We start from the raw sequence: 22978 nt of genomic DNA, 5'->3' as shown, positions 1-22978 counted from the left end.
TGGGCTCAGTAGGACCGGGGCAGGCCCAGGCTGTGCTGGGCGACGAAGTTGAGGATCATCTCCCGGCTGACCGGCGCGATCCGCCCGAGCCGGGACGCGACCAGCAGCGTGGCCAGGCCGTACTCGGTGGCCAGCCCGTTGCCGCCGTGGGTCTGGATGGCCTGGTCGACCGTCTTCACGGTGGCCTCCCCCGCCGCGTACTTGGCCATGTTCGCCGCCTCGCCCGCGGCCTGGTCGTCGCCGCTGTCGTAGAGGTACGCCGCCTCGCGGGTCATCAGCCGGGCCAGCTCGACCTCGATGTGGCAGGCGGCCAGCGGGTGGCTGATGGCCTGGTGCGCGCCGATCGGCGGCCCCCACACGGCGCGGGTCTTGGCGTACTCGACCGCCCGCGACAGCGCGTAGCGGGCCATGCCGAGCGCGAACGCCGAGGCCATGATGCGCTCGGGGTTCAGCCCGGCGAACAGCTGCAGCAGGCCCGCGTCGGCGCTGCCGACCAGGGCGTCGTCCGGCAGCCGCACCTCGTCGAGGAACAGGTTGTACTGCTTCTCCGGCGCGACCAGCTCCGTCGGGATCTGCTGGGCAGTGAACCCGGGCGCGTCGGTCGGCACCACGAACAGCACCGGCTTGAGCCGCCCGGTCCGCTCGTCGGCGGTGCGGCCCACCACCAGCACCGCTTCGGCCTCGTCGATGCCGGAGATGTACGTCTTGCGGCCGGACAGCAGCCAGCCGTCGCCGTCGCGGGTCGCGGTGGTGGTGAGCTTGTGCGAGTTCGAGCCCGCGTCGGGCTCGGTGATCGCGAACGCGAAGATCTTCGTCCCGTCGGCCAGGCCCGGCAGCCAGCGCCGCTTCTGCTCGGGGGTGCCGAAGCGGGAGATCACCGTGGCGCAGATGGCCGGGGAGACGACCATCATCAGCAGCGGGCAGCCGGCCGCGCCCAGCTCCTCGCACACCGCGGCCAGGTCGCCGATGCCGCCGCCGCCCCCGCCGTACTCCTCGGGCACGTGTACGCCCAGGTAGCCGAGCCGGCCGGCCTCCTGCCACAGCTCGGTGGTCTTCTCCCCGGCGCGGGTGCAGCGCAGGTAGTAGTCGTGGCCGTACTTGCCGGCCAGGTCGGACACGGCGCGGCGCAGGGCCTGGCGCTCGTCGCTCTCAAGGATCACGGTTGGGCCTCCGGGTCGGCGGGGGTGACGACCGCCAGCACCGCGCCGACCTCGACCTGGTGGCCGACGGCCACGGGCAGGTGGGTCACGGTGCCGTCGGTCGGGGCGGTGATCTCGTGCTGCATCTTCATGGCCTCCAGCCACAGCAAGGGCTGTCCGGCGCTGACCTGGTCGCCTTCGGCGACGGCGACGCGGATGACGGCTCCGGGCAGCGGCGCGAGCAGCGACCCGCTGGCGACCTGGACCTCCGCCTCCGGGAAGCGCTCGACCGGCCGCAGGCTCACCGGCCCGAGCACCGAGTCGACACAGACCACATCGGGGTACGCCGCGACGGTGAACGCGTGCCGCACGATGCCGCGGGCCAGCTCCACCCGGGTCGCGGTGACCTCACCGACGACGAGCTCGGGCTCCCCCTCGATCTGCACGCCGTCGCGGGTGCGCCGGTAGCCGACGTCGATCCGCCCGGCAGGGGCCTGGTAGGCGCGTGTCTGCGGCGCGGTGGCGACATTGCGCCAACCGCCCGGCAGTCCGGTCACGACGGTCGCGCCCGCCCGCTCGGCTGCCGACGCGGCCAGCGCGGCGGCGTACGCCGACAGCCGCTGCGCGTCCTCGTCGGCCAGCGGCCGGGCGAGCATGTCCAGCCCGTGCTGCGCGAAGAACGCCGTGTTGATCCGCCCAGCGAGGAACGCCGGGTGCCGCAGCACGTTGACGAGCAGGTCCCGGTTGGTCACCAGCCCGTGGATGCGCGCCTGCGCCAGCGCCGCCGCCAGCGCCCGCGCCGCCTGCGCCCGCGTCGGCGCCCACACGATCACCTTCGCCAGCATCGGGTCGTAATGCGCCGTAACCGTGTCACCCCCCGCAAACCCGCTGTCCACCCGCACCACGACCGCACTGTGGCCCTGCAGTTTCGGGGAAAGTGCACGAATGCCCCCCTCGATTCCTGCACTTTCCCCGAAACTGCCGGCCGGCGCGGGTGTGCCGAACTCGGTGGTCGCGGTGGGGAGGGTGAAGGTGTGGAGGGGGCCGGTCTGCGGGCGCCAGGTGTGGGCGGGGTCCTCGGCGTAGAGGCGGACCTCGATGGCGTGTCCGTGGGTGGCGGGCGGGGTCGGTGGGAGTGGTGCGCCTTCGGCGATGTCGAGTTGGAGGGCGACCAGGTCGAGGCCGGTGACGAGTTCGGTGACGGGGTGTTCGACCTGCAGGCGGGTGTTCATCTCCAGGAAGTGGAACGAGCCGTCGTCGGCGGCCAGGAACTCGACGGTGCCCGCGCCCCGGTAGGCGATCGCCGCCGCTGCCGCGGTGGCCGCGGCGTGCAGGCGGTCGCGCATCGCCGGGTCGACCATCGGCGACGGGGCCTCCTCGACGACCTTCTGGTGGCGGCGCTGGAGGGAGCACTCGCGCTCGCCCAGCGCCCAGATGGTGCCGTAGGCGTCGGCCATGACCTGGACCTCGATGTGCCGTCCGGTGGCCAGGTACGGCTCGCAGAAGACGGTCGGGTCGCCGAACGCGGCGGCGGCCTCGGCGCGGGCGGCTTCGACCTGATCGGGCAGGTCGGCCAGGGTGTGCACGACGCGCATGCCCCGGCCGCCACCACCGGCGGACGCCTTGACCAGCACCGGCAGGTCGGCCTCGGTGACCGTGGCCGGGTCGAGTTCGGGCAGCACGGGCACACCCGCGGCGGCCATCAGCTTCTTCGACGCGATCTTCGAACCCATCGCGTCGATGGCGTCCGGCGACGGCCCGACCCAGGTCAGCCCGGCGTCGATGACCGCCTGGGCGAACGCGGCGTTCTCGGACAGGAAACCGTAGCCGGGGTGCACCGCGTCCGCGCCGGCCGCGAGCGCGGCCTCGACGATGAGGCCGGCGCGCAGGTAGGTGTCGGCGGCGGTGACGCCGGGCAGGCGTACCGCGATGTCGGCGTCCGTGGTGTGCAGGGCTCGGGCGTCGGCGTCGGAGTAGACGGCGACGGTGGTGATGCCGCGTTCGCGGCAGGTGCGGAACACCCGGCGGGCGATCTCGCCCCGGTTGGCGACCAGCAGTCGGGAGATCATCTCGTCACATCCGGAAGATGCCGTAGGGACCCGGGCCCGGGTCGGGTGCCGACTGGACCGCGGACAGGCACATGCCGAGCACGGTGCGGGTGTCGCGGGGGTCGATGACGCCGTCGTCGTAGCCGAGCCCGGACAGGACCATCGGCAGCGACTCTGCTTCGATCTGGTTCTCGACCATGGTGCGTACGACCTGGTCGGCGTCGGAGTCGTAGGGCCGGCCCGCGGCGGCCGCGGACTGCCGCGCGACGATCGACAGGACGCCCGCGAGCTGCGCGCCGCCCATCACGGCCGACTTCGCGCTCGGCCACGCGAACAGGAAGCGCGGGTCGTAGGCCCGCCCGCACATGCCGTAGTGCCCCGCGCCGTAGGACGCGCCGATCAGCACGGAGATGTGCGGGACCGTGCTGTTCGACACCGCGTTGATCATCATCGCGCCGTGCTTGATGATGCCGCCCTGCTCGTAGTCCTTGCCGACCATGTAGCCGGTCGTGTTGTGCAGGAACAGCAGCGGGGTCCTGGTCTGGTTGGCGAGCTGGATGAACTGCGCCGCCTTCTGCGACTCCGCGCTGAACAGCACGCCGCGCGCGTTGGCCAGGATGCCGACCGGGAACCCGTGCACGCTCGCCCAGCCGGTGGCCAGGCTCGCGCCGTACTCGGGCTTGAACTCCTCGAAGCGGGAGCCGTCGACGACCCGGGCGATCACCTCCCGCGGGTCGAACGGGGCACGCAGGTCCGGCGGCACGATGCCGAGCAGCTCCTCGGCGTCGAACACCGGCTCGTCGGCGTGCGGCGACGGGGCCGCGCCGAGCTTGCGCCAGCGCAGCGACGCGACGATGCGCCGGCCCATGCCGATGGCCTGCACCTCGTCGTCGGCCAGGTAGTCGGCCAGGCCGGAGACGCGGGCGTGCATGGCCGCGCCGCCCAGCGACTCCTCGTCGGCGTCCTCGCCGGTGGCCATCTTGACCAGCGGCGGCCCGGCCAGGAACACCTGCGAGCGCTCCTTGATCATCACGACGTGGTCGCTCATGCCCGGCACGTACGCCCCGCCCGCGGTGGAGTTGCCGAAGACCAGCGTCACCGTCGGGACGCCCGCCGCGGAGAGTCTCGTCAGGTCGCGGAACAGCCGCCCGCCGGGGATGAAGATGTCCTTCTGGCTCTGCAGGTCCGCGCCGCCGGACTCGACCAGGTTCACCAGCGGCAGCCGGTTCTCCCGCGCGATGTCCATCGCGCGCAGGGTCTTGCGCAGGGTGTACGGATTGGACGCGCCCCCGCGCACCGTAGGATCATTCGCGATGATCATGCATTCGGTGTTCTCGACGACGCCGATCGCGGTGACCACGCTCGCCCCGACCGGGTAGTCGGTGCCGTAAGCGGCCAGCGCCGACAGCTCCAGCAGCGGCGAGTCCCGGTCCACCAGCAGCTCGATGCGCTCGCGCGGCAGCAGCTTGCCCCGGTCGTGGTGCCGCTTGACATACTTCGGCCCGCCCCCGCCCAGCGCCTTGGCGTGCTCGGCGTCGAGCGCGGTCAGCTTCTCGAGCAGCGCGCCGCGGTTGCCCGCGTACGCGGCCGCGCCGGTGTCCAGGGTGGATCGCAGGATCACAGCAGTTCCTCCGGGATGTCGACGTGCCGCGAGCGCAGCCACTCGCCCAGTCCCTTGCCCTGCGGGTCGAACCGGGTGCCCGCCGAGACGCCGTCACCGAGCAGCCCGTCCACGACGAAGTTCAGCGCCCGCAGGTTCGGCAGCACATGCCGGGCGACCGGCCGCCCGGCCGCCTCGGGCAGCAGCTCCACCAGCACGTCCGCGGTCAGCGTCGCCGCCAGCCACGCGTACGCCGCGTCGCTGCGCGCCCAGACCCCGATGTTGGCAGTGCCGCCCTTGTCCCCGCTGCGCGCCCCGGCGACCAGCCCGAGCGGAGCGCGCCGCGTCGGCCCGCGCCCCGTCCACGACGGGACCGCCGCGTCGCTCGCCGCACCACAGGGATCGTTCGATCCGAGCGACCCGCCGGTGGTGCCGCACGCGGCATCCGCCAGGTCCCCGTTCAGCGGCTCGATCGTGTGCTCGGTGCCGTCAGGCAGCACGACCAGGTGCGGGACCAGTCCGGCCGGGACGGCCGCCGAGGTGAACACGCCGAACGGGGTGGCGTCGCCGGGCGGGGCGAGCAGCGTGAAGCCGGGATAGCTGGACAGCGCCAGCTCGACGGCCGCCCCGCTGAAGGCGCGACCGGCCACGGCCGGGTCGGTGTCCTTGACGGTGGCGTGCAGCAGCGCGCTGGCCTCCTCCTGCCCGTCCGCGTCGGGGTGGTCCGTGCGGGCGAGCCGCCACACCAGCTCCGCGGGCGGGCGGCGCTTGAGCGACGCTTCGAGCTGAGTACGGGCCAGCGCGGCCTTCGCCTCGACGTCGAGGCCGGTGATCAGGAACGTCACGTCGTTGCGGAATCCGCCGAGCGAGTTCAGGCCCACTTTCAGCGTCGGCGGCGGCGCCTCGCCGCGCACGCCGGTGATCCGCACCCGGTCGGGACCGTCGTCGGTCAGCACGACGGTGTCGAGGCGGGTGGTCACGTCGGGGCCGAGGTAGCGCGGGCCGTCCACTTCGTACAGCAGCTGCGCGGTGACCGTGCCGGTGGTGACGGCGCCACCGCTGCCGGGGTGTTTGGTGATGACGCTGCTGCCGTCGGCGTGCATCTCGGCGATCGGGAACCCGGGCAGGCCGATGTCGTGCTCGGCGAAGAACGCGTAGTTGCCGCCGGTGGCCTGCGCGCCGCACTCGATCACGTGCCCGGCGGCGACGGCCCCGGCGAGCGCGTCGAAGTCGTCGCGCGCCCAACCGAAGTGGGCCGCGGCCGGGCCGACGATCAGCGACGCGTCGGTGACCCGGCCGGTGACCACGATGTCGGCCCCCTGCCGCAGGGCGTGCGCGATGCCCCACGCGCCGAGGTAGGCATTCGCGGCCAGCGGCGCGCCGAGCCCCAGCTCGTCGGCCCGGCCGAGCAGGTCGTCGCCGGTGACCTGGGCGATGCGCGGGCTCAGCCCGAGCCGCCCCGCGAGCGCGCCGAGCGCCTGGGCGAGCCCGGCCGGGTTGAGCCCGCCCGCGTTCGTGACGACGGTGACGCCCCGGTCGAGCACGGTGCCGAGGCACTGCTCCAGCTGCCGCAGGAACGTCTTGGCGTATCCGGTGGCCGGGTCCTTCATCCGGTCGCGGGCCAGGATGAGCATGGTCAGCTCGGCGAGGTAGTCGCCGGTGAGCACGTCGACCGGGCCGCCTTCGAGCATCTCCCGCATCGCCGACGCCCGGTCGCCGTAGAACCCGGAGACGTTCGCGATCCGCAGCGGGGTGCCCGCGCGCTCCCCGGTGGCGGCCTGCGACGGCGTGGTCCGCTCGCTCACGCGACACCCTCCGCGGCGAACTGGCCGGGGGCGCGGCCGGCGCCGGGCGGGCCGGCGAAGGCCTGGGCCACGTCGAGCCAGCGGTCGGCGTCCGGCCCCTCGGCGTGCAGGGCGAGGTCGGCGCGGTGCCGCCGCTGGGTGACCAGGAGGCAGAAGTCGAGCGCCGGGCCGGTGACGCGTTGCGCGGCGTCGTCGGGTCCCCAGGTCCACACGTCCGCGTCCGGGCCGGTGAGCCGGACGTGGAACGGCTCCGGCGGCGCGTCGAGGCCGTGCGCGGCGTAGGCGAAGTCGCGGGCCCGTACGCCGAGGTGGGCGACGTGGCGCAGCCGCCCGGTCGGCGGCCGGGTGACGCCGAAGGTGTCGGCCAGGTCCTGGCCGTGCGCCCAGGTCTCCATGATGCGGGCGGTGGCCATGGAGGCGGCGCTCATCGGCGGGCCGTACCAGGGCAGCCGGGTGCCGGGCGGGACGGCCGCGAGCGCGAACCGCAGCCTGGCCCGGGTCTCCCGCCAGCGGTCGAGCAGTTGAGCGGGCGGCAGCACGGCGAGCTGTGCGGCTCCGGCGTCGACGAAGCGCAGCGGGTCGGGTGAGGTCGCGATCTCCTGCAGCGCGTCACCGAAGCCGTCGGGATCGGTGGCGGCGAGCAGCGAGCGCTCATCGGTCCACAGCAGATGGGCGATCTGGTGCGCCACGGTCCAGCCGGCGGCCGGAGTGGGCGTCGTCCACTGGCCCGCAGGCAGGTCGGCTACGAGCCGGTCGGCGTCGGCGCTCTCGGCGTCGAGATCAGCCAGCAGCGCCTCGAGTTCGGCCATCAGGGGTGCTCCCTCCAGTCGGCTCCACCCTTCCCCCGGGTCACAAAAAAGTCAAGCGTGCTTGATTTTATTACGGACCGGCCGAACAGGCTGCGGATCGCAGGAACTATCGCTCAGAGGGGATTCACGTACCGCCAGTGACCGCCCTCGCGCAGGAACCGGCTGTGCTCCTCCAGCACGCCCGGCCGGCCGCCGTCGCGGTAGTGGGCCCGGAACAGCACGGTCCCCTCGGTGTCGAACATGCTCCCCCGGTCGGTGGCGAGCACCTCCAGCCCGGTGTAACGCGGGCCGCCGGTCAGCTCCAGGTCCCGCGGCCGGGTGCTGGAGTGCCAGGTGCGCAGCAGGTATGCCGTGTCGCCCAGCGCGAACGCGCTGTACCGCGACCGCATCAGCTGCTCCGCGGTCGGCGCCTCGCCGCCGCGATGCCAGCGCCCGCAGCACTCGGCATAGGGCTGCCCGGTCCCGCAGGGGCAGGTGGCGGGCCGCGGGTCAGGCTTCCTGCGTACACGTGCCATGGTCACCATGGTGGCCCATCACCGTCCCGGCCTCTCACCGGACACCCACCGGCACATATTTGATCTTATGGAACCCCCGCCGGAGGATGGCAGCATGACGGTTGCGGAACTGGTCTGGGACATGGACGGCACGCTGCTCGACTCCACGGTCGTCGTGCCGGCCGCGTTCGTCCGGGCGGTGGCACGGCTCGGCGGGCAGCCGGTGAGCCCTGCGCAGGCCGTCGCCGCGTATCCGCTGGGCACCCCCGAGGTGATCCTTGCGCACCTGGTCGGGCGGCCGCTCGGCCCGCACGAGACCGACTTCTACTACCAGGAGTTGCAGGACGGGCAAGTCGCCCCCTATCCCGGGATCGTCGAGGCGCTCGCCGCACTGCGGGCACGTGGCCGGGCAGTGGCGGTGTTCACCGGGGCCAGCACGCGGGGCGCTCGCATGCTGCTGGACGCAGCCGGGCTGGAGGTCGACATGCTGATCGGCGGGGACCACATACGGCGGCCCAAGCCGGCCGGGGACGGAGTGCTGCTGGCCGCCGAGCGGCTAGGGGTCGCGCCGGGCGGGATCGCCTACATCGGGGACTCTCCGCTGGACCTTCGCGCGGCCGCGGCAGCGGGCAGTGTCGGCGCGGCGGCCGCCTGGGGCCACCTGTACGACGCCGAGGAGCCCGCCGACCGCACCCTGGCCCGGCCGGAAGCCGCCCTGGAGCTGCTCGGCTGACTCAGCGACCGTAGTGCAGGAGCGCGACGGCGAGGCAGATCAGCGCGGCGGTGGTCGCCACGGTGCGGAGGTGGTTCCAGCGCGACCACTTGGCCTCGTCGAACCGGGCCCGCACGCCCGCCAGGTCCGTGATCTCGTCCGGATCGCCGGCGGCCTTGAGCGCGTTGTTCATCGGCACGTTGACGGCGACCGTGATGACGAAGACCACCAGGTACAGCACGAGCGCGGCGACGGTCCAGCTCAGCGCCGGGCTACCGGGTCCGAACAGCAGCGCCGCGGACGCGACCGTGAACACCAGCGCGCCGACGAAGCCGCCGAGCATGAACCAGGGGTTGATGATCGCCCGGTCGAGCGCCTGGAACGCGGCGACGAAGGTCCGGTCGTCGGTGCGGCGCAGGCCGGGCATCACGGTGTGGGAGTACAGGCCGAACACGCCTGCCATGATCCCCATCGTCACCGTCGCCGCGACCAGCATGACCATCCGTACGGTGTCCACATCGCCCCCTCGGTGCCCGTGCTGCCGCGCCGATCCTATGCCGATGCCCGCCATGCCTGAGCCGACCGGTCTACGCGAGGACGACGGCGAACGGAACCGTCGGCTGTTCCGACTGCTCGAACGTGTTCGGCAGCCACTGCGCGGCCTCGACCGAGTACGGCACGTCCCACGCGGGGTCGGGCGTCGGATTGAGGTCGGACGGCAGGGCGTCGGCGACGAAGTCGAACTCGAAGACCTCCTTCGCACCCGCCGGCACGCCGGGGCCGAGGCACCGCACGTGGACCGACGTCGGGGCGGTGATGTCCTCGCGGGTGCACGTCGCCCAGCCCGGACCGGCGGGTTCGAGCCATACGCCGCGCAGGTGCAGGTGCAGTTCCAGGTCGCGCACGTCCGCGTCGCCGCGGTTGGCCACCGTCACGGTCAGGTGCCCGGTGTGGCGGCCGTCCGCCGTACGGCGCAGCGTCAGGTCGGTGGCGTCGACCCGCAGGTTGGCGTATCGCGGCTGCGCCTCGAACCTCGTCGGCCCCGCGACCTGGCGCACCTTCGTCCCGTCGAGCCGGTAGGTGCGGGTCTGGAACGGCACGGCCTGCTTGCCGCCGTCGGAGTAGTGCTCGCTCAGCTCCACCTCGACGCCGACGCCGGTCGACGCGACCTGGTGGATGCCACCGAACCCGTCGCGGGTGCCGACGATGCGGCCCATGGTGACCGGCCGCCCGTTCACCCGCCGGAAGGCGATCACTTCGCTGCCCGGCGACTCCGGCCCTTCGCCGCAGCGCAGGATCGCGACGAGGTCGCCGTCGCCGTCGCCGTCCACATCGGTTTCGGTGAAGCTGTCGACCCACACCGGCAGGCTGCCCCCGGCCGCGCTGCCGGCGGCGTCGAGCCGCACCTGCCCCGACGGGCACAGCGCTCCCCTGGCGCCTGCCCAGGCCGGCACGCCGATGGTGACGTTGCGGAAGGGTCCCAGGTCAGGTGGGCCGTCCGCCAGATACTTGCGCACCGGCGTCGGCGCCGGACCCGACGCGGCGGACCGGCTCGGTGAAGGAGTCGGCTCGGCCGGCAGGACGGTCTGGCCGCGCCAGGGGCCGAACAGCGTCAGGACCACCGCCACCGCGGCCGCCACGGCGGCGGCCGCGGACACCGCCGCCGACCGGCGTCTGGCCAGTTGCCGCGACGACGCGAGCGCCCGGTCGCGCAGGTCGACCGGCCTGACCTCGCCGACCGCGCCGCCGTAGAACTCCTTCAACTCCGGGGCGAGCACCCGCAGTTTGGCGAGCGCCTTGGCGGTCTGGCTCTTCACGGTGCCGATGTTGACGCCCAGGACCTCGGCGGTCTGCGCCTCGGTGAGGTCGTCGAAGAACCGCAACACCAGCACGGCGCGCTGCCGGGGTGGCAGTCGCAGCAGCACCGCCCGGAGCGTGACCTGCAGCGCGGTCGTATCCGCCAGGTCCGTCCCGGTGGTGGCGCGCGTCGGGAGATCCTCGGTGAGGGTCTCCGCCACCCGCCGCCTGCGCCACCAGGACACCTGCAGGTGATACATGGTCTTGCGGGTGTACGCGTCGGCCGCGCCCGTCGCATGCAGGTTCGACCAGGCCCGGTGGGTGCGGGCCAGCGCGGACTGGACCAGGTCCTCGGCGAGGTGCTGGTCACCGGTGAGGAAGTACGCGGCCCGCAGCAGCGCCGCCGTACGGGCCCGGACGAAGGAGTCGAACTCTCCGGCCGGGTGGGTCACGGTTGAGGCTGCCATGCACACCAGGACGCGACCTGCCGCACCGATGGTTGCCCGGATCCCGAGCACACCCGGTCCATATTGCACGGTCGTGCGGCAGCTGCCGACCGGTTCGGACACCGCCGGCAGGAGGTGCGATCGTGTCGCGGGTGTGGGCTCGGCTGGAGCCGGTCTGTGTCTGGTTTCATCCCGCGTCGCGCTGACACGCACGCGCCAAGGCGTGAGGATGTGGGCATGAGCTCATCGCAGCCGGTCGTCGACCCCGGGTCCGAGTCTTCCCCGGATCACCGATACCTGCTCGACAACGCCCGGGTGCAGGCGGGCGAGCGGTTCACCTGGCTGGCCGAGCTGTTCGACGGTGTCACGCGTGGGCACTTCGACCGGCTCGGCGTCACGGCCGGCTGGCGCTGCTGGGAGGTCGGCGCCGGCGGCCCCAGCATTCCCGAGGCACTCGCCACGGCCGTCGGACCGACCGGTCACGTGCTGGCCACGGACATCAATCCGGCCTGGTTGGACCCGCACGCCGGGTACGAGGTACGCCGGCACGACGTCGTCGCGGACCCGCCGCCGCAGCCGGGAACGTTCGACCTGGTACACGCGCGGCTCGTGCTCGTTCACGTGCCCGACCGTGCCCGGGCGCTGGCGACGATGGTGTCGGCGCTGCGGCCCGGCGGTTGGCTGCTGGTGGAGGACGCCGACACCGAGCTGCAGCCGCTGGCCTGCCTCGACGAGGTCGGCCCGGCGCAGCGGCGCGCCAACCGGCTGCGGCGGGCTGTCCGGGAGCTGATGACCCGCCGCGGCGCCGACCTGCGCTACGGCCGCACGCTGCCGCGGACGCTGCGAGCGGCGGGCCTGGTCGATGTCGGGGCGTCCGGCTGCTTCCCGGTCGGCGGGGTGGCCTGCGACCGGCTGGAGACCTCGACGGTGCGTCTGGTCCGCGCCGAGTTGCTGGCCGCAGGGCTGACCGACGACGTCGAGATCGACGCGCACCTGGCCGCCGTCGATGCCGGCGAGCTCGACCTCACCCTCGCGCCGCTGATCTCGGCGTGGGGACGCCGTCCGAGCTGAGCAGCATGCGGAAATTCTGCAGGTAACGAGGTGGCAGCCCGGCCGGCCCCACGCCACCGTGATCACCACTTCAGACGGGGGCTAGCCGGCGAGCAGGCCGCCGAGCAGCGCGCGGATGGTGCGTTCGAACAGGTCGGCGGTGGGCGAGCCGGGGGCGCTGCCCGTCAGCACCGCAGCCAGCAGCGGATGGCGAGCCGGGTCGACGGCGCCGAAGTCGAGGGCCGTGGGTGCGGCGGCGCTGCGGGCGAACAGCATGATCACGCCGTTGAGCACGCCGACGGCTTCCATCTTCTGCCGCGTCGTCCGGTCGAGCGCGGCCATCGCCTGCAGGCAGTGCTCGAACCAGCGCAACGTGTGCGGACCCGGCGCGGAGCTGGTGGGCACCGCGTCGAGCAGCCACGGCTGGGCCACGTAGAGCGAGCGGGTGGCCTCGGCGATCCGGACCAGCTCGCCGAGCCAGTCCTCATCGGAATCACGGGTGTGGGCGAAGCCGGCCATGGCCGTGTCGACCATGAGGTCAAGCAGCTCGTCGCGAGAGGTGACGTAGCGGTACAGCGTGCTGGCCGTGGTGTTCAGCTCACCCGCGACGGCGCGCATGGAGACGGCCGCGAGCCCGCCCGCCGACGCCAGCCGGATCGCCGCCGCGGCGATGTCGGCCAGGCGGTATTCCGGCGAGGGACCGCGCGCGCCCCGCTGCGGCCTGGCCCAGATCGACGGGCCGCGCCCCTGCTGACCAACCGTCACCCCACCACTCTAACCGCGAACGACGTTCGCAAAAGCGTCACCGCGCCGCCCGCGGCCGCGACACACGCACCTCGCGCTCAGGGACTGCGGGAAGATCCAGGTGCGGTTAGGGTGGGCGGGCCCGCCGCTCCGGGTGCGCTCGGCCACACACATCGGGGGAGGCGGTCTGTCATGTCCGAATACGACGTCCTGGTGCTCGGCGGTGTCGGCGTGGACACCATCGTGCAGGTGCCGGAACTGGCGGTGCCGCCGGGCGACTTCTTCCCGGTGCCACCGATCCGCGACTACGTCGCGCACTCCGGCAACGGCGTCGCGCTGGGCTTCCACGCGCTCGGCCTGCGCACCAAACTGGTCGACTTCCTCGGCGACGACATGCTCGGCGCGCTGGTGCTGGCCCGATACGCCGAACTGGGCCTGGACTTCAGCCACGTCATCGCCCCGAACGGCACCCCGCGAGCGGTGAACCTGGTCGACAAGGCGGGCCGCCGGTTCTCGTTCTTCGACGGCCGCCACCCCCACGACCTCGTGCTGCCGCCCGACTTCTACCTGCCGTACCTGCGACGCGCCCGGCACGCCCACATCGCCGCGCCACGGGCCGCGGGCGCGTTCGCCGACGCCCACCGGCTCGGCGTCACCACCTCCACCGACCTGCACGCGTGGGACGGCGAGCTCGACTGGGTGTGGCCGCTGGCCCGCGCCGCCGACCTGGTGTTCCTCAGCGCCGAGGCGGCGCCCGAGCGCATCGACGACATCATGCTCGCCGTGCTCGGCAGCGGTCGGGCGCAGGTGGTCGTGGCCACCGAGGGCGCGGCCGGCTGCCGCGTCGCCACCCGGGACGACCCCGAGGTCCGCCGGTTCCCGGCGGTCACCCCCGAGCGGCCCGTGATCGACAGCAACGGCGCGGGCGACGGCTTCAGCACCGCGTTCATGAGCCGCTGGCTGACCGGGCGGCCGATCGAGGAGTGCGTGCTGGCGGGGTCGGTGTCGGGTGCGTTCGCGTGCGGCGCGGCGGGCACCCACGAGGAGCTGATCACGGCCGAGCAGCTCGCGGCGGCCGTGGCACGGGCGAGCTGATCCACGCCACCGCCGCATCCGGCCCTGCCGCACCGGCGGCGGTGGGGCCACGCCGGGACGGCGCAACCCCACCGGCCGGTCAGGCCTGTGCCGGGTAGTCGGTGGAAACGGTGACGTCGGCCCACTTCTCCGTCTCGGCGGCGCGGGCGGCCGAGGATTCGCGGGCCCGCTTCAGCGCGTCGGAGCCGAGCAGCAGCCGCAGCGGCGGGTCGTCGGACCCGGCGATGTCGACGACCGCCTTCGCGGCGCGGACCGGGTCGCCCGGTTCGACGTACTGCTCCCGAAACTTGATCATCGCGCCGACGGACGCCTCGTAGTCCGGGCCGACCGGGGCCGCCAGCTGCGCCGCGCCGCCGCTCCAGTTGGTGCGGAACCCGCCGGGCTCCACGATGGTGACCTTCACCCCGAACGGCCTGACCTCGTTGGCCAGCACCTCGGAGTAGCCCTCCACGGCGAACTTCGCGGTCTGGTACGCCCCGAGTCCGGGGGTGCCGCCGACCCGCCCGCCGATGGACGAGTACTGGACGATGTGCCCGTGCCGCTGCCGGCGCAGCACCGGTAGCGCGGCCTTGGTGACGTTCACGACGCCGAAGAGGTTGGTCTCGATCTGGGCCCGGAAGTCGGCGTCGGGCGTCTCCTCCAGCGACCCGGACACCGCGTAGCCCGCGTTGTTGACGACGACGTCGAGAGTGCCGAACGCGTCGACCGCGGCCTGCACCGCGGCCCGGCACGCGACGGGGTCGGTGACGTCGAGCGGCACCGCCCGGATCTGGTCGCCGTACTTGCGCACCAGGTCGTCGAGGGTTTCGGGCCGCCGGGCGGTGGCCACGACGTTGTCGCCGTGTTCCAGCACGGCCCGGGTCAGCTCGTATCCCAACCCGCTGGAGGTTCCGGTGATGAGCCAGTTGTTCGCCATGAGAGTCCCCCTGTTGATCTCGTCGAGACGGGTGCCGCGGTCAGCGCGGGGCCGCGTCCACCCAGACCGGCACCAGGCCGACCAGGATGTCGATCAGCTCGTCGCGCGGGCACGGTTCGGCGGCGGTGAGCCAGTCCACGATCGCGGCCGCCAGGCCGTGGCCGAGGAACACGGCGGTCGTCGCCAGCTCGCCGCCGGGCCGCGTCGGCGCGAAACGCAGCCGCCGGAAGTAGTACGCGATGTTGTCGGCGAGCTGCCGCCCGAACCGTGCCGTCGCGGCCCCGCCCTCGGCCGAGCCGAAGACGGCCAGCAGCTCGCTGCGCTGGCCTTCGACCTGGTCGAGGATGTGCCCGAGGACGATCCGGGAGGCGTCCCGGCCGGTGGCCGCGCCGACCAGCCGGACCTGCACGTCCTGCTCGGAGATGGCCCGCAGGGCCTGCTCCAGGACGTACACGGCCAGGCTGCCGGTCGTGTCGAAGTGGGCATAGAAGGACGACCGGTTCAGGCCCGCCTCCGCCACGATCGCGCTGACCGACACCGGAGCTCCCGGGTGGCGGCCCGCGACCGCGGTGAACGCCTCGGCGAGCCTGGCCCGGGTGCGTACGGCCCGCGGGTCACGACTGTGCGTGTCCCCCGACCCGGCCCTGATCTCTGTCCCCACCAGGCCAGCGTAACCAGGTCAACGGCACTTCGCCAACAGATGTCGGAGAAATCGACCCCTAGGATGGGACCTCTCCACTCGGAACAGGGGTCACCGCGATGGACAAGCGCACTCTCGGCACCGGCGGCCTGGAGGTCTCGGCCGTCGGCCTCGGCTGCATGGGGATGAGCCAGAGTTACGGCCCGAACCCCGGCGACCGGCGGGAGATGATCGCGCTGATCCGAACCGCGGTCGAGCGCGGGGTCACCTTCTTCGACACCGCCGAGGTGTACGGCCCGTTCGTCAACGAGGAACTGGTCGGCGAAGCCCTGGCCCCGTTCCGCGGCGAGGTCGTCATCGCCACCAAGTTCGGCTTCGCGTTCGACGCCGAGGGCCGCCAGACCGGGCTGTCCAGCCGGCCCGAGCACATCAAGCAGGTCGCCGACGCGTCGCTGCGGCGGCTGCGGGTCGACGCGATCGACCTGTTCTACCAGCACCGCGTCAACCCGGACGTGCCGATCGAGGAGGTCGCCGGGGCGGTCGCGGAGCTGATCCAGGCGGGCAAGGTCAAGCACTTCGGCCTGTCCGAGGCGGGCGCGCGGACGATCCGCCGCGCCCACGCCGTCCAGCCGGTCACCGCGCTGCAGAGCGAGTACTCGCTGTGGACCCGCGGCCCGGAGGCCGAGATCCTGCCCACGCTGGCGGAACTGGGTATCGGGTTCGTGCCGTTCAGCCCGCTCGGCAAGGGCTTCCTCACCGGCACGATCGACCAGAGCACGGAGTTCACCAGTTCGGACATCCGCGCCGGCATTCCCCGTTTCTCGGCGGAGAACCGCAAGGCCAACCAGGCCCTGGTCGATCTGCTCGCGACGGTCGCCGCCGGCAAGGGCGCGACCGCCGCGCAGATCGCGCTGGCCTGGCTGCTGGCCCAGCAGCCCTGGATCGTGCCGATCCCCGGCACCCGCCGGGTCGAGCGGCTGACCGAGAACCTGGGCGCGGCCGAAATCAGGCTGACCTCCGCCGACCTCGCCGAGATCGAGCAGGCCATCGCGCAGATCGAGGTCGCCGGGGCGCGTTACCCCGAGCACATGGAGCGCATGACAGGCCGCTGAGCCCCGGCAAGATGTGCCACTTCCGAATGAAGACCGTTTGCCCGATATCGACTTTATGAGGGTGTACAACATAGATTTCGGGCATGGCTACTGAGATGCAGCTCCGCAAATTGGACAAGGCCTTCGGCCACCTCGACAACGACCGCAGCGGATTCGTCGAGCAGCAGGATCTCAACAACCTCGGCCTGCGCCTGCTGGCGGAGTTCGGCACCGCGCACGACGCCCCGAAAGCGCAGCGGATCGCCGAGGACTTCTCCACATTCTGGCAGGAGCTGGCCAAAGCGCTCGACGTCGACCACGACCAGCGGCTCAGCCCGCAGGAGTGGCGACAGGGCATGACCGAGGCGTTCGTGCACGGCGACGCCTTCGACCGCAGCTTCCGCCCCGGCGCGCTGGCGGTGCTGCACCTGGCCGACACCGACGACGACGGGCGGGTCAGCCGGGACGAGTTCGCCACCATGCAACGCGCCTTCGGCACGCCGGTCGGCGAGATCAACCTCGCCTTCGACAAGCTCGACGCCGACGAGGACGGCTACCTCACCATCGAGGAACTCATGCTCGGCGTACGCCAGTTCTACATCGGAGCCGACGAGACCGCCCCCGGCAACTGGTTCTTCGGCCGGGTCTGACCGGAATCGAACGTCGGGGCCCGCCGCGGCTCGATCGCCGCGGCAGGCCCCGACGCCGGCCGGCGCATGCTCAGACCTGGTCGAGCAGCAGGCCGCTCGGGCCGTAGCCGATCTTCCAGTCCTCGTAGACGCCGATCTCCTGGCAGGCCTCGCAGCGCAGCGCGACGTACACCCAGCGGACGTCGTCGGACTCGCCGTCCTCGTACAGCGAGAAGCCCGCCGCCGCGGTGAACGCCTCGTGCCCGCAGTTGCAGGCGCAGACCTCGATCTCCTCGTCGTCGTCCCAGAACTCGGCGCTGTCGGCGATGAAGCCGTGCGTTCCGCACGCCACGCAGGTGCGGCGCACCGAGCCCTCGTCCTCGGCCATGACGGCGACCTCGAACGACCGGCCGCCGCACTGCCGGCACACGCACCCGCGCACCTCGTGCACCGGATGCGCGTCCTCCTCCGGCAGCAGCAGGAACTCCTTCAGCTCCTCGAACGCGGTCTCGGGTGCCGTTGCGGCGGATCCGGTCATGTCGTGCCTCCCTGAGCCGTGAACACGCCGGCCGCGTCCACCGCGTGGATCATGCCGGTGCCCTCCGACGGAACACCCAGCGGGTTCCGTGCACGGCGTTCCGGCGACGTACGAAATCGACGGACGGTCCGAAAATCGGCCGTGCCGACAAGATCTCCGCTTGTATCGTGTGCGCCATGTCCGAGCAGGCCTCCCCCGAGATCACCGGCGACTTCGAGATCCACCTGACCGTGCACGACCACGCGACGAACCGCCTGGCCGAGTTCGCCGACCGGCATGGGCTCAAGTACGTGCACGTGGTGCTGGACCGCGGGATCACCCGCTCCCAGCCCATGCTGACGCTGGCCGGGTCCGGTTCCCTGGCCGACCAGCATGCGCTCGCCGGGCACTGGGCCGGGCAACTGAGCGCGGTCGGGCTGCGCCCGGCGCGGACGAAGATCGAGGCCGCGCCGTGGTGCGCCGGTGTACCCGGCACGGATGCCGAAGTCGAGGCCGAACCGGCGGGGCGCTACTTCGAGCACCACGTCAAACTGCTGCTGCCCGCCGAGGACGTGGCCTGCCTGCTGGCCGTCGCCGCCGTCGGCGAGCAGCACGACGCCCGGCTGTCGCGCAACGCGCGCCGGATCCGCGACGACGGCCGGCAGGAGCGTTTCCTGACCCAGCGCTGCCACCGGGTCGGCCGCGAGTCCGCGCGGTTCCGGCTCGACCGGCTCGTCACGGCGCTGCGCGACGCCGGGTGGGAGATCGCCTCGGTCGAGCAGGAGTACGTCGTGTACGACGACCGGCTGTCCCTCGACGCGGACTGGCTGGTGGAGGACCCGGTTCCGGAGCACCGGCGGCGCTGGGAGGCACAGCGGCGGGCCGCCCCGGCCGGCGCGGCGGGATACCCCGCCACCTACCGCCCGCTGCCCGACACCCCAGGCATGTCCCAGCGTGCGGCGTTCGACCCCGCGGTCAAGCAGCACTCGAACGCCTACCGGGCCGGCGAGCCGGAGTTCGCGGAGCGCGGCGCGTGGCGGCAGTGGACGCGGGCCCGGCGGACCGCGATGGCGCACCTGCTCAACGCCGTGCTGCGCACGCCGTGGGCCGGGCAGCTCGTGCTGCGCGGCAGCGTGACCATGTCCGCCTGGTTCGGCGGCGACGCACGCGAGCCCGGCGACGTGGACTTCGTGGTCGAACCTTTCGCCATGGGCAGCAGGAGCGCGGAGGCCGCCGCGATGCTCGACGGCATCGTGGCCGAACTGCGTGCCCGGCCCGGCGCGGGGCTGGACCCGGACCAGGTCAAGGTCGAGGAGATCTGGACCTACGAGCGGGCGGACGGTCGACGGCTGGTCATCCCGTTCACGGCGCCGGGCGTGCCGGACGGTTCCGTGCAGGTCGACTTCGTGTTCAACGAGTACCTGCCGATCGCGCCGGTCGCGGTGCTGCTGGACGGCGTCGGCGTCGCGATGCGGGCCGCGTCGCCTGCGCTGTCGCTGGCCTGGAAGCTGATGTGGCTGGCCACCGACCGGTATCCGCAGGGCAAGGACCTCTACGACGCGGTCCTGCTCGCCGAGCACACCGCGGTGGACCTGTCGCTGGTCCGCGACCTCTTGCGGCCCGAGCTGCGCGAGGAGGCGGACGCCTTCACCGCGCAGTCCGTGCTGGAGTGGGACGTGGACTGGGCGAACTTCACCGACGAGTACCCGTCCGTCACGGGCGACGGCGAGGCCTGGAAACGACGGCTGGCCCTGGCCCTGCACCGCAGCTGGTTCCCCGGCGCGTGACCGCGCGGCCCGGCAGAACCGTGGCGGCATCAGCGCGGCCGAGGTCTACCGGAGAGGTCCGCTCCGGTCAGCGCCGGCCCAGGTCGCGGGCGTGCGGCCAGGCCATGCGCAGCTTCGCGGGGCGGCCGTTCAGCCGACCGGGCACACCGCCCGGTTCGCCGGCGTACGCCCGCTCGACCGGGCTGCCGCCGTGCGCCACATAGAACGCCTGGGCGGCGGTGTTCTGCTCCAGGACCCATAGATACAGCCCACCGGTCTCGCCACGCTCGACCACGACCTGCGCCGCCCGTGTGATGAGGCAGGAGCCGATCCCACCGCGCCGCAGCGCATTCGTGACGTGCAGGTTGTCGACGAACGAGCCCCAGTGGGCGTCGTCGTCGAGGATCACGTGCACGAACCCGACGGGCTCGCCGTCGACGTCGGCGACGATCGTGACCTGACCCGGCTTCGGCGACCGCAGGCGTTGCGACCAGACCGTCAGCCGATCGGCCACGACATCGCCGTCCAGGAACGAGTCCGCGAACGCGCCCCGGTAGTGACGGCGCCAGCTGTCCGCGTGCAGTGTCGCGACGACCTCCGCGTCGACGGCCGACGCCGTCCGCAGCTCCACCGCTGATCCCATGCCGACCACTCCCCCGATGCAGGCCGCCGTTCATGCTACGGCGGCGCGGACCAGGGCGGCGGGCCGCGAAGCGGCACCCGACTTCGTCTCAGGGGATGGACGAGCAGCGCGTAGGTCGCTCGTCTGGCATGGTGATGCGGTGCTGATCTACAAAATCCTGCTGCCGTCGGAGTGGGCCGCGTTCGAGCAGGCCGGGCGGTTCGACGGCTCGCCGTTCGACCACGAGTCCGGATTCGTCCACCTGTCGTCCCGCGAGCAGGTCGCCGCCACCGCGCTGCGGGTGTTCGGCGACGAGCCGGAACTGGTCGTCGTCGCCGTCGACACCGAGGCGGTCGGCGAGACGCTGCGCTGGGAGGAGTCGCGCGACCGGGGCGTCTTCCCGCACGTGTACGGGCCGCTGCCGCGCAGCGCCGTGGTCGCGGTGCACCGTGTCGCGGGAGCCGCGGCGGTCGACACGTCTCTGCCTCGGTAGCCCGCCGCCACGTCGGTCGGCCACCGGCTGGGTCCGCTCCGGCGCTCAGCCCGCGGCTGGACGGGACTGATCGGCCTCGTCGAGCAGGGCGGCGAGCTCGTCCGGGGCGCGCATGCGCCAGGCGTCGGTGACGAGTTCGGTGAGCCGGGCGACGTCCACCCGGGGCAGTCGCAGCATCACCAGCGGGAAGCCGTCGTAGCCGGGCGTGGTGAAGAACAGGTCGGGCTCGCCGAGCAGCAGGGCCTGCTTCTCCGCCTCGTCGCCGACGTACAGCACGGCCACGTCGGTGCGGATGACCCGCGGCTTTCCGGGCCGGCGCTCGGGGTAGGACCAGACGAAGCCCTTGTTCGCGACCCGGAAGTCGAAGCCCTCGCTGTCGATCTCGGTCACCTCGGGCAGGCCGAGCGCCAGGCGGCGCACGTCGTCCGCGTCAGCCACTCCTCTGCCCTCCCGTCCGCATACGCACAGGCTATCGGGGTTCAGCGGAGCGTGCGGTCCAGGGTGTAGCGGCGCTGCAGCAGCATCGCGACGACCATCAGCACCGCCGGGACGACGCCGAAGCCGAGCCGGATCATCGTGTGCGCTGACTCGGACTGCACGACCTCGGTGCCCGCGCTGCTGGCGGCGAAGCCACCGACGGCCAGGCAGGCCGCGTACACGTACGGGCCGAGCGCGCCGCCGGTGGCCTCGGCCGCGGTCCACACACCGGTGTAGGTGCCCGCGCGGGTGGTGCCGTCGGCGCCGCTCGCCCGGATCACGTCGGGCATCATCGAGAACGGCAGCAGCTGCATCGCGGCGAACGCGATGCCCAGCACCGCGACGGCGGCGATCAGCACGGGCAGGCCCGCGGCGCTGCCGAAGGCGAGCACGATCGAGCCCGCGACGAACGCGCCCTGGGCGATGAGCAGGCCGGGCTGCTTGCCGATGCGGCGGGCGACGACGACCCAGACCGGGGTGGCGATCAGCGCCGGGGCGACGAACGCGGCGACCAGCACCGTGGTCAGGCCGGGGCGGCCGAGCTCGTACTCGGCGAAGTAGGGCACGGCGGCCAGCACCAGGTGGCTGGTGGTCGACATGGCCAGGTAGGAGCCGACGAGCCAGCGGAACTGCGGGTCGCGCAGGGCGACCAGCAGGGTGCGCAGCCCCGGCTTGCCGTGTGCGGTGGCCGCCGCGCTCGGCGCGAACGCGGTCAGCCGCCGCACGCCGCCGATCCCGATCAGCATGGTGATCAGCATCGACGCGCCGAGCACCAGACCCATGAGGGCGTATCCGGACCGGGTCGGGTCCTCCTTGCCCGCGAGCATCGGTGCGAGCACTCCGCTGAGCAGGATGCCGACGGTGAGCACGACCATCCGGAAGCCCATCAGGCGGGTGCGCTCGTGGTAGCCGATGGACAGGTCGGCGGGCGTGGACAGGTAGGGCACCTGGTACGCCGCGAACAGCAGGTTGCCAGCGATGAACGCGACGGCGACCCAGCCGGCGGCGGAATTGCCGATCAGGCCGCCGGGCACCAGGAACAGGGCGGCGAATGCCAGCGGCAGGCCGCAGCCAAGCATCATCAGGTGACGGCGGTGGCCGCGGCGGGCGAGGTCGGCGTCGGAGAGGTGGCCGACCCACGGGTGCAGCAGCACGTCGGCGATCTTGGGCAGTAGCAGCACGAACCCGGCGACCAGGGGCGCGACGGCGAGCACGTCGGTGAGGAAGTAGAGCAGCAGCAGGCCCGGTACGGTGACCCAGGTGCCCATGCCCAGTGACCCGCTCGCGAAGGCCAGCATGCCGCCACGGGGAAGCCGCGCCGCCTCGTCCATACCTTCTCCTCGCCCGTCCGCGGGTGTAATCCAACGTTTGCTGGATAGTAGGGCACGATGGAGCGCATGACTACACCCCGACGGGGACCGGGCCGACCCCGGCGCGACGACCAGCGCGCCACGCCCGAAGTGATCATCGAGGCGGCGGCCGGGCTGTTCGCGCGGCGCGGCTTCGACGCGGTCGGCATGCGCGAGGTCGCGGCCGCGTGCGGCGTGGACGTCGCCACCGTGCACCACCACGTCGGCACCAAGGCCGCGCTGTACGAGTGCTGCTTCGCGCGGGTGTTCGCGGCCGAGAGCGAGGCGCTGACCAGGGCTGTCGCCACCGCCCGGGAAGGCCTGTCCGCGGGACCCGGGCCGGCCATGGCCGGGCTGCACGAGCTGGTCGACGTGTTCATCGACTTCCTGGAGGACCGCCCCGAGGTCACCGGGCTGTGGCTGCGCCGCTGGCTGGAGCCCGACCGGCACGCCGAACTGGACGCCCGCTACAGCGAGCCGCTCTACCAGGCGGTCGAGCAGGTGCTGGCCGAGGCCGACGCGGCCGGGATGCTCAGCGAGCCGCAGCCGCACCTGGCCGTACGCAGCCTGGTCTGGTCCGTGCACGCCCACGTCGTCGGCCTGCTCTCGGGCGCCAACGGAGCCCGCCAGCGCCGCGAGTTCCGCACCTTCGCCCACCGCTGGCTCGACCGCATGTACCCTCCCCCGCCCCCTTCTTGATCGCTCGACTTGCCCGGCAAGTGGGCGAAAGACCCCCGAT

22 protein-coding genes and 1 pseudogene are annotated in these 22978 nt (G+C 72.8%); 8 read left to right on the top strand and 15 right to left on the bottom strand.

All coding sequences use genetic code 11. The features are described from left to right. Positions 1 to 5 precede the first annotated feature (5 nt). From HAV39_RS15790 to HAV39_RS15765, 6 genes are all read right to left on the bottom strand, one after another. The gene (locus tag HAV39_RS15790) at positions 6 to 1160 is read right to left on the bottom strand and encodes an acyl-CoA dehydrogenase family protein (RefSeq protein WP_191839962.1); all 1155 of its coding nucleotides are present in this window, start codon (positions 1158 to 1160) and stop codon (positions 6 to 8) included. Further along, positions 1157 to 3208, bottom strand: a complete 2052-nt coding sequence (locus tag HAV39_RS15785) for an acetyl/propionyl/methylcrotonyl-CoA carboxylase subunit alpha (protein ID WP_191839961.1) — start codon at positions 3206 to 3208, stop codon at positions 1157 to 1159. Before HAV39_RS15785 ends, HAV39_RS15790 begins: the two co-directional genes overlap by 4 nt. 4 nt (positions 3209 to 3212) lie before the next feature. Beyond that, positions 3213 to 4808 carry an acyl-CoA carboxylase subunit beta gene (locus HAV39_RS15780; protein WP_203736153.1) on the bottom strand — a complete coding sequence of 532 codons (1596 nt, stop codon included), beginning with the start codon at positions 4806 to 4808 and terminating at the stop codon, positions 3213 to 3215. Continuing rightward, entirely contained in the window at positions 4805 to 6487 is a 1683-nt protein-coding gene (locus HAV39_RS15775) for an acyclic terpene utilization AtuA family protein (RefSeq protein ID WP_191840051.1), read from the bottom strand. Before HAV39_RS15775 ends, HAV39_RS15780 begins: the two co-directional genes overlap by 4 nt. 101 nt (positions 6488 to 6588) lie before the next feature. Next, positions 6589 to 7401, bottom strand: a complete 813-nt coding sequence (locus tag HAV39_RS15770; protein ID WP_191839960.1) for a TIGR03084 family metal-binding protein — start codon at positions 7399 to 7401, stop codon at positions 6589 to 6591. Positions 7402 to 7514: 113 nt separating this feature from the next. Beyond that, positions 7515 to 7916 (bottom strand): YchJ family protein, encoded by a 402-nt coding sequence (locus tag HAV39_RS15765; protein ID WP_191839959.1) that lies wholly within the window; start codon positions 7914 to 7916, stop codon positions 7515 to 7517. A gap of 94 nt (positions 7917 to 8010) precedes the next feature. Here HAV39_RS15765 and HAV39_RS15760 point away from each other — a divergent pair, with 94 nt between their 5' ends. After that, positions 8011 to 8628, top strand: a complete 618-nt coding sequence (locus HAV39_RS15760; protein ID WP_191839958.1) for an HAD family hydrolase — start codon at positions 8011 to 8013, stop codon at positions 8626 to 8628. Between the two features lies 1 nt (position 8629). On the opposite strand, the gene HAV39_RS15755 is transcribed toward HAV39_RS15760, so the two are convergent. Both HAV39_RS15755 and HAV39_RS42675 read right to left on the bottom strand, forming a co-directional pair. Further along, complete coding sequence (locus HAV39_RS15755; protein ID WP_239120387.1) at positions 8630 to 9124, bottom strand: anthrone oxygenase family protein; 495 nt, start codon at positions 9122 to 9124, stop codon at positions 8630 to 8632. A gap of 1231 nt (positions 9125 to 10355) precedes the next feature. Then, positions 10356 to 10871 (bottom strand): annotated as a pseudogene (locus tag HAV39_RS42675) (SigE family RNA polymerase sigma factor); the annotation flags it as partial. A gap of 216 nt (positions 10872 to 11087) precedes the next feature. Here HAV39_RS42675 and HAV39_RS15745 point away from each other — a divergent pair. Next, complete coding sequence (locus HAV39_RS15745; protein ID WP_191839957.1) at positions 11088 to 11921, top strand: methyltransferase; 834 nt, start codon at positions 11088 to 11090, stop codon at positions 11919 to 11921. An 81-nt stretch (positions 11922 to 12002) separates the two neighbouring features. On the opposite strand, the gene HAV39_RS15740 is transcribed toward HAV39_RS15745, so the two are convergent. Beyond that, positions 12003 to 12665, bottom strand: a complete 663-nt coding sequence (locus HAV39_RS15740) for a TetR/AcrR family transcriptional regulator (RefSeq protein WP_191839956.1) — start codon at positions 12663 to 12665, stop codon at positions 12003 to 12005. 171 nt (positions 12666 to 12836) lie between these two features. On the opposite strand from HAV39_RS15740, the gene HAV39_RS15735 reads away from it, so the two are divergent. Then, positions 12837 to 13739 carry a carbohydrate kinase family protein gene (locus tag HAV39_RS15735; RefSeq protein ID WP_191839955.1) on the top strand — a complete coding sequence of 301 codons (903 nt, stop codon included), beginning with the start codon at positions 12837 to 12839 and terminating at the stop codon, positions 13737 to 13739. 79 nt (positions 13740 to 13818) lie between these two features. On the opposite strand, the gene HAV39_RS15730 is transcribed toward HAV39_RS15735, so the two are convergent. Both HAV39_RS15730 and HAV39_RS15725 read right to left on the bottom strand, forming a co-directional pair. Continuing rightward, positions 13819 to 14655 (bottom strand): oxidoreductase, encoded by an 837-nt coding sequence (locus HAV39_RS15730; protein ID WP_191839954.1) that lies wholly within the window; start codon positions 14653 to 14655, stop codon positions 13819 to 13821. Between the two features lie 40 nt (positions 14656 to 14695). Beyond that, a complete protein-coding gene (locus tag HAV39_RS15725) occupies positions 14696 to 15316 on the bottom strand; it encodes a TetR/AcrR family transcriptional regulator (protein ID WP_191839953.1) in 621 nt (206 codons plus the stop codon). Positions 15317 to 15414: 98 nt separating this feature from the next. Between HAV39_RS15725 and HAV39_RS15720 the strand changes: the two genes are divergently transcribed. Further along, positions 15415 to 16407: an aldo/keto reductase gene (locus HAV39_RS15720; protein ID WP_191839952.1), complete on the top strand. Its 993-nt coding sequence runs from the start codon at positions 15415 to 15417 to the stop codon at positions 16405 to 16407. A gap of 83 nt (positions 16408 to 16490) precedes the next feature. Further along, positions 16491 to 17036 (top strand): EF-hand domain-containing protein, encoded by a 546-nt coding sequence (locus HAV39_RS15715; protein ID WP_120315394.1) that lies wholly within the window; start codon positions 16491 to 16493, stop codon positions 17034 to 17036. Positions 17037 to 17106: 70 nt separating this feature from the next. On the opposite strand, the gene HAV39_RS15710 is transcribed toward HAV39_RS15715, so the two are convergent. Continuing rightward, positions 17107 to 17553 carry a hypothetical protein gene (locus HAV39_RS15710; RefSeq protein ID WP_191839951.1) on the bottom strand — a complete coding sequence of 149 codons (447 nt, stop codon included), beginning with the start codon at positions 17551 to 17553 and terminating at the stop codon, positions 17107 to 17109. A gap of 176 nt (positions 17554 to 17729) precedes the next feature. Here HAV39_RS15710 and HAV39_RS15705 point away from each other — a divergent pair, with 176 nt between their 5' ends. Next, on the top strand, positions 17730 to 19319 hold the full coding sequence (locus HAV39_RS15705) for a nucleotidyl transferase AbiEii/AbiGii toxin family protein (RefSeq protein WP_191839950.1): 1590 nt from the start codon (positions 17730 to 17732) through the stop codon (positions 19317 to 19319). Positions 19320 to 19386: 67 nt separating this feature from the next. Here HAV39_RS15705 and HAV39_RS15700 read toward each other — a convergent pair whose 3' ends face one another. Continuing rightward, positions 19387 to 19941 carry a GNAT family N-acetyltransferase gene (locus HAV39_RS15700; protein ID WP_191839949.1) on the bottom strand — a complete coding sequence of 185 codons (555 nt, stop codon included), beginning with the start codon at positions 19939 to 19941 and terminating at the stop codon, positions 19387 to 19389. Between the two features lie 139 nt (positions 19942 to 20080). Between HAV39_RS15700 and HAV39_RS15695 the strand changes: the two genes are divergently transcribed. Continuing rightward, positions 20081 to 20413 carry a DUF952 domain-containing protein gene (locus HAV39_RS15695; protein ID WP_191839948.1) on the top strand — a complete coding sequence of 111 codons (333 nt, stop codon included), beginning with the start codon at positions 20081 to 20083 and terminating at the stop codon, positions 20411 to 20413. A 45-nt stretch (positions 20414 to 20458) separates the two neighbouring features. On the opposite strand, the gene HAV39_RS15690 is transcribed toward HAV39_RS15695, so the two are convergent. Both HAV39_RS15690 and HAV39_RS15685 read right to left on the bottom strand, forming a co-directional pair. After that, on the bottom strand, positions 20459 to 20851 hold the full coding sequence (locus HAV39_RS15690) for an MmcQ/YjbR family DNA-binding protein (protein WP_191839947.1): 393 nt from the start codon (positions 20849 to 20851) through the stop codon (positions 20459 to 20461). Between the two features lie 41 nt (positions 20852 to 20892). Next, positions 20893 to 22221: an MFS transporter gene (locus tag HAV39_RS15685; RefSeq protein ID WP_191839946.1), complete on the bottom strand. Its 1329-nt coding sequence runs from the start codon at positions 22219 to 22221 to the stop codon at positions 20893 to 20895. A 66-nt stretch (positions 22222 to 22287) separates the two neighbouring features. Here HAV39_RS15685 and HAV39_RS15680 point away from each other — a divergent pair, with 66 nt between their 5' ends. After that, positions 22288 to 22938, top strand: a complete 651-nt coding sequence (locus HAV39_RS15680) for a TetR/AcrR family transcriptional regulator (protein ID WP_191839945.1) — start codon at positions 22288 to 22290, stop codon at positions 22936 to 22938. Positions 22939 to 22978: the final 40 nt, after the last annotated feature.

This window comes from Catellatospora chokoriensis (assembly GCF_011297315.1).
In the GTDB taxonomy this organism is placed as follows: domain Bacteria; phylum Actinomycetota; class Actinomycetes; order Mycobacteriales; family Micromonosporaceae; genus Catellatospora; species Catellatospora citrea.
The sequence above is the reverse complement of the archived record's forward strand: the minus strand, read 5'-3'. Positions and strand labels throughout refer to the sequence as shown.

Excerpts from the sequence above, each read along its gene's own strand:
- HAV39_RS15765 (WP_191839959.1), bottom strand. The coding sequence starts at position 7,916 with ATGGCACGTGTACGCAGGAAGCCTGACCCGCGGCCCGCCACCTGCCCC.
- HAV39_RS15720 (WP_191839952.1), top strand. The coding sequence starts at position 15,415 with ATGGACAAGCGCACTCTCGGCACCGGCGGCCTGGAGGTCTCGGCCGTC.
- HAV39_RS15730 (WP_191839954.1), bottom strand. The coding sequence starts at position 14,655 with ATGGCGAACAACTGGCTCATCACCGGAACCTCCAGCGGGTTGGGATAC.
- HAV39_RS15785 (WP_191839961.1), bottom strand. The coding sequence starts at position 3,208 with ATGATCTCCCGACTGCTGGTCGCCAACCGGGGCGAGATCGCCCGCCGG.
- HAV39_RS15775 (WP_191840051.1), bottom strand. The coding sequence starts at position 6,487 with ATGCGGGAGATGCTCGAAGGCGGCCCGGTCGACGTGCTCACCGGCGAC.
- HAV39_RS15680 (WP_191839945.1), top strand. The coding sequence starts at position 22,288 with ATGACTACACCCCGACGGGGACCGGGCCGACCCCGGCGCGACGACCAG.
- HAV39_RS15760 (WP_191839958.1), top strand. The coding sequence starts at position 8,011 with ATGACGGTTGCGGAACTGGTCTGGGACATGGACGGCACGCTGCTCGAC.
- HAV39_RS15705 (WP_191839950.1), top strand. The coding sequence starts at position 17,730 with ATGTCCGAGCAGGCCTCCCCCGAGATCACCGGCGACTTCGAGATCCAC.
- HAV39_RS15715 (WP_120315394.1), top strand. The coding sequence starts at position 16,491 with ATGGCTACTGAGATGCAGCTCCGCAAATTGGACAAGGCCTTCGGCCAC.
- HAV39_RS15685 (WP_191839946.1), bottom strand. The coding sequence starts at position 22,221 with ATGGACGAGGCGGCGCGGCTTCCCCGTGGCGGCATGCTGGCCTTCGCG.
- HAV39_RS15735 (WP_191839955.1), top strand. The coding sequence starts at position 12,837 with ATGTCCGAATACGACGTCCTGGTGCTCGGCGGTGTCGGCGTGGACACC.
- HAV39_RS15745 (WP_191839957.1), top strand. The coding sequence starts at position 11,088 with ATGAGCTCATCGCAGCCGGTCGTCGACCCCGGGTCCGAGTCTTCCCCG.
- HAV39_RS15710 (WP_191839951.1), bottom strand. The coding sequence starts at position 17,553 with ATGACCGGATCCGCCGCAACGGCACCCGAGACCGCGTTCGAGGAGCTG.
- HAV39_RS15770 (WP_191839960.1), bottom strand. The coding sequence starts at position 7,401 with ATGGCCGAACTCGAGGCGCTGCTGGCTGATCTCGACGCCGAGAGCGCC.
- HAV39_RS15700 (WP_191839949.1), bottom strand. The coding sequence starts at position 19,941 with ATGGGATCAGCGGTGGAGCTGCGGACGGCGTCGGCCGTCGACGCGGAG.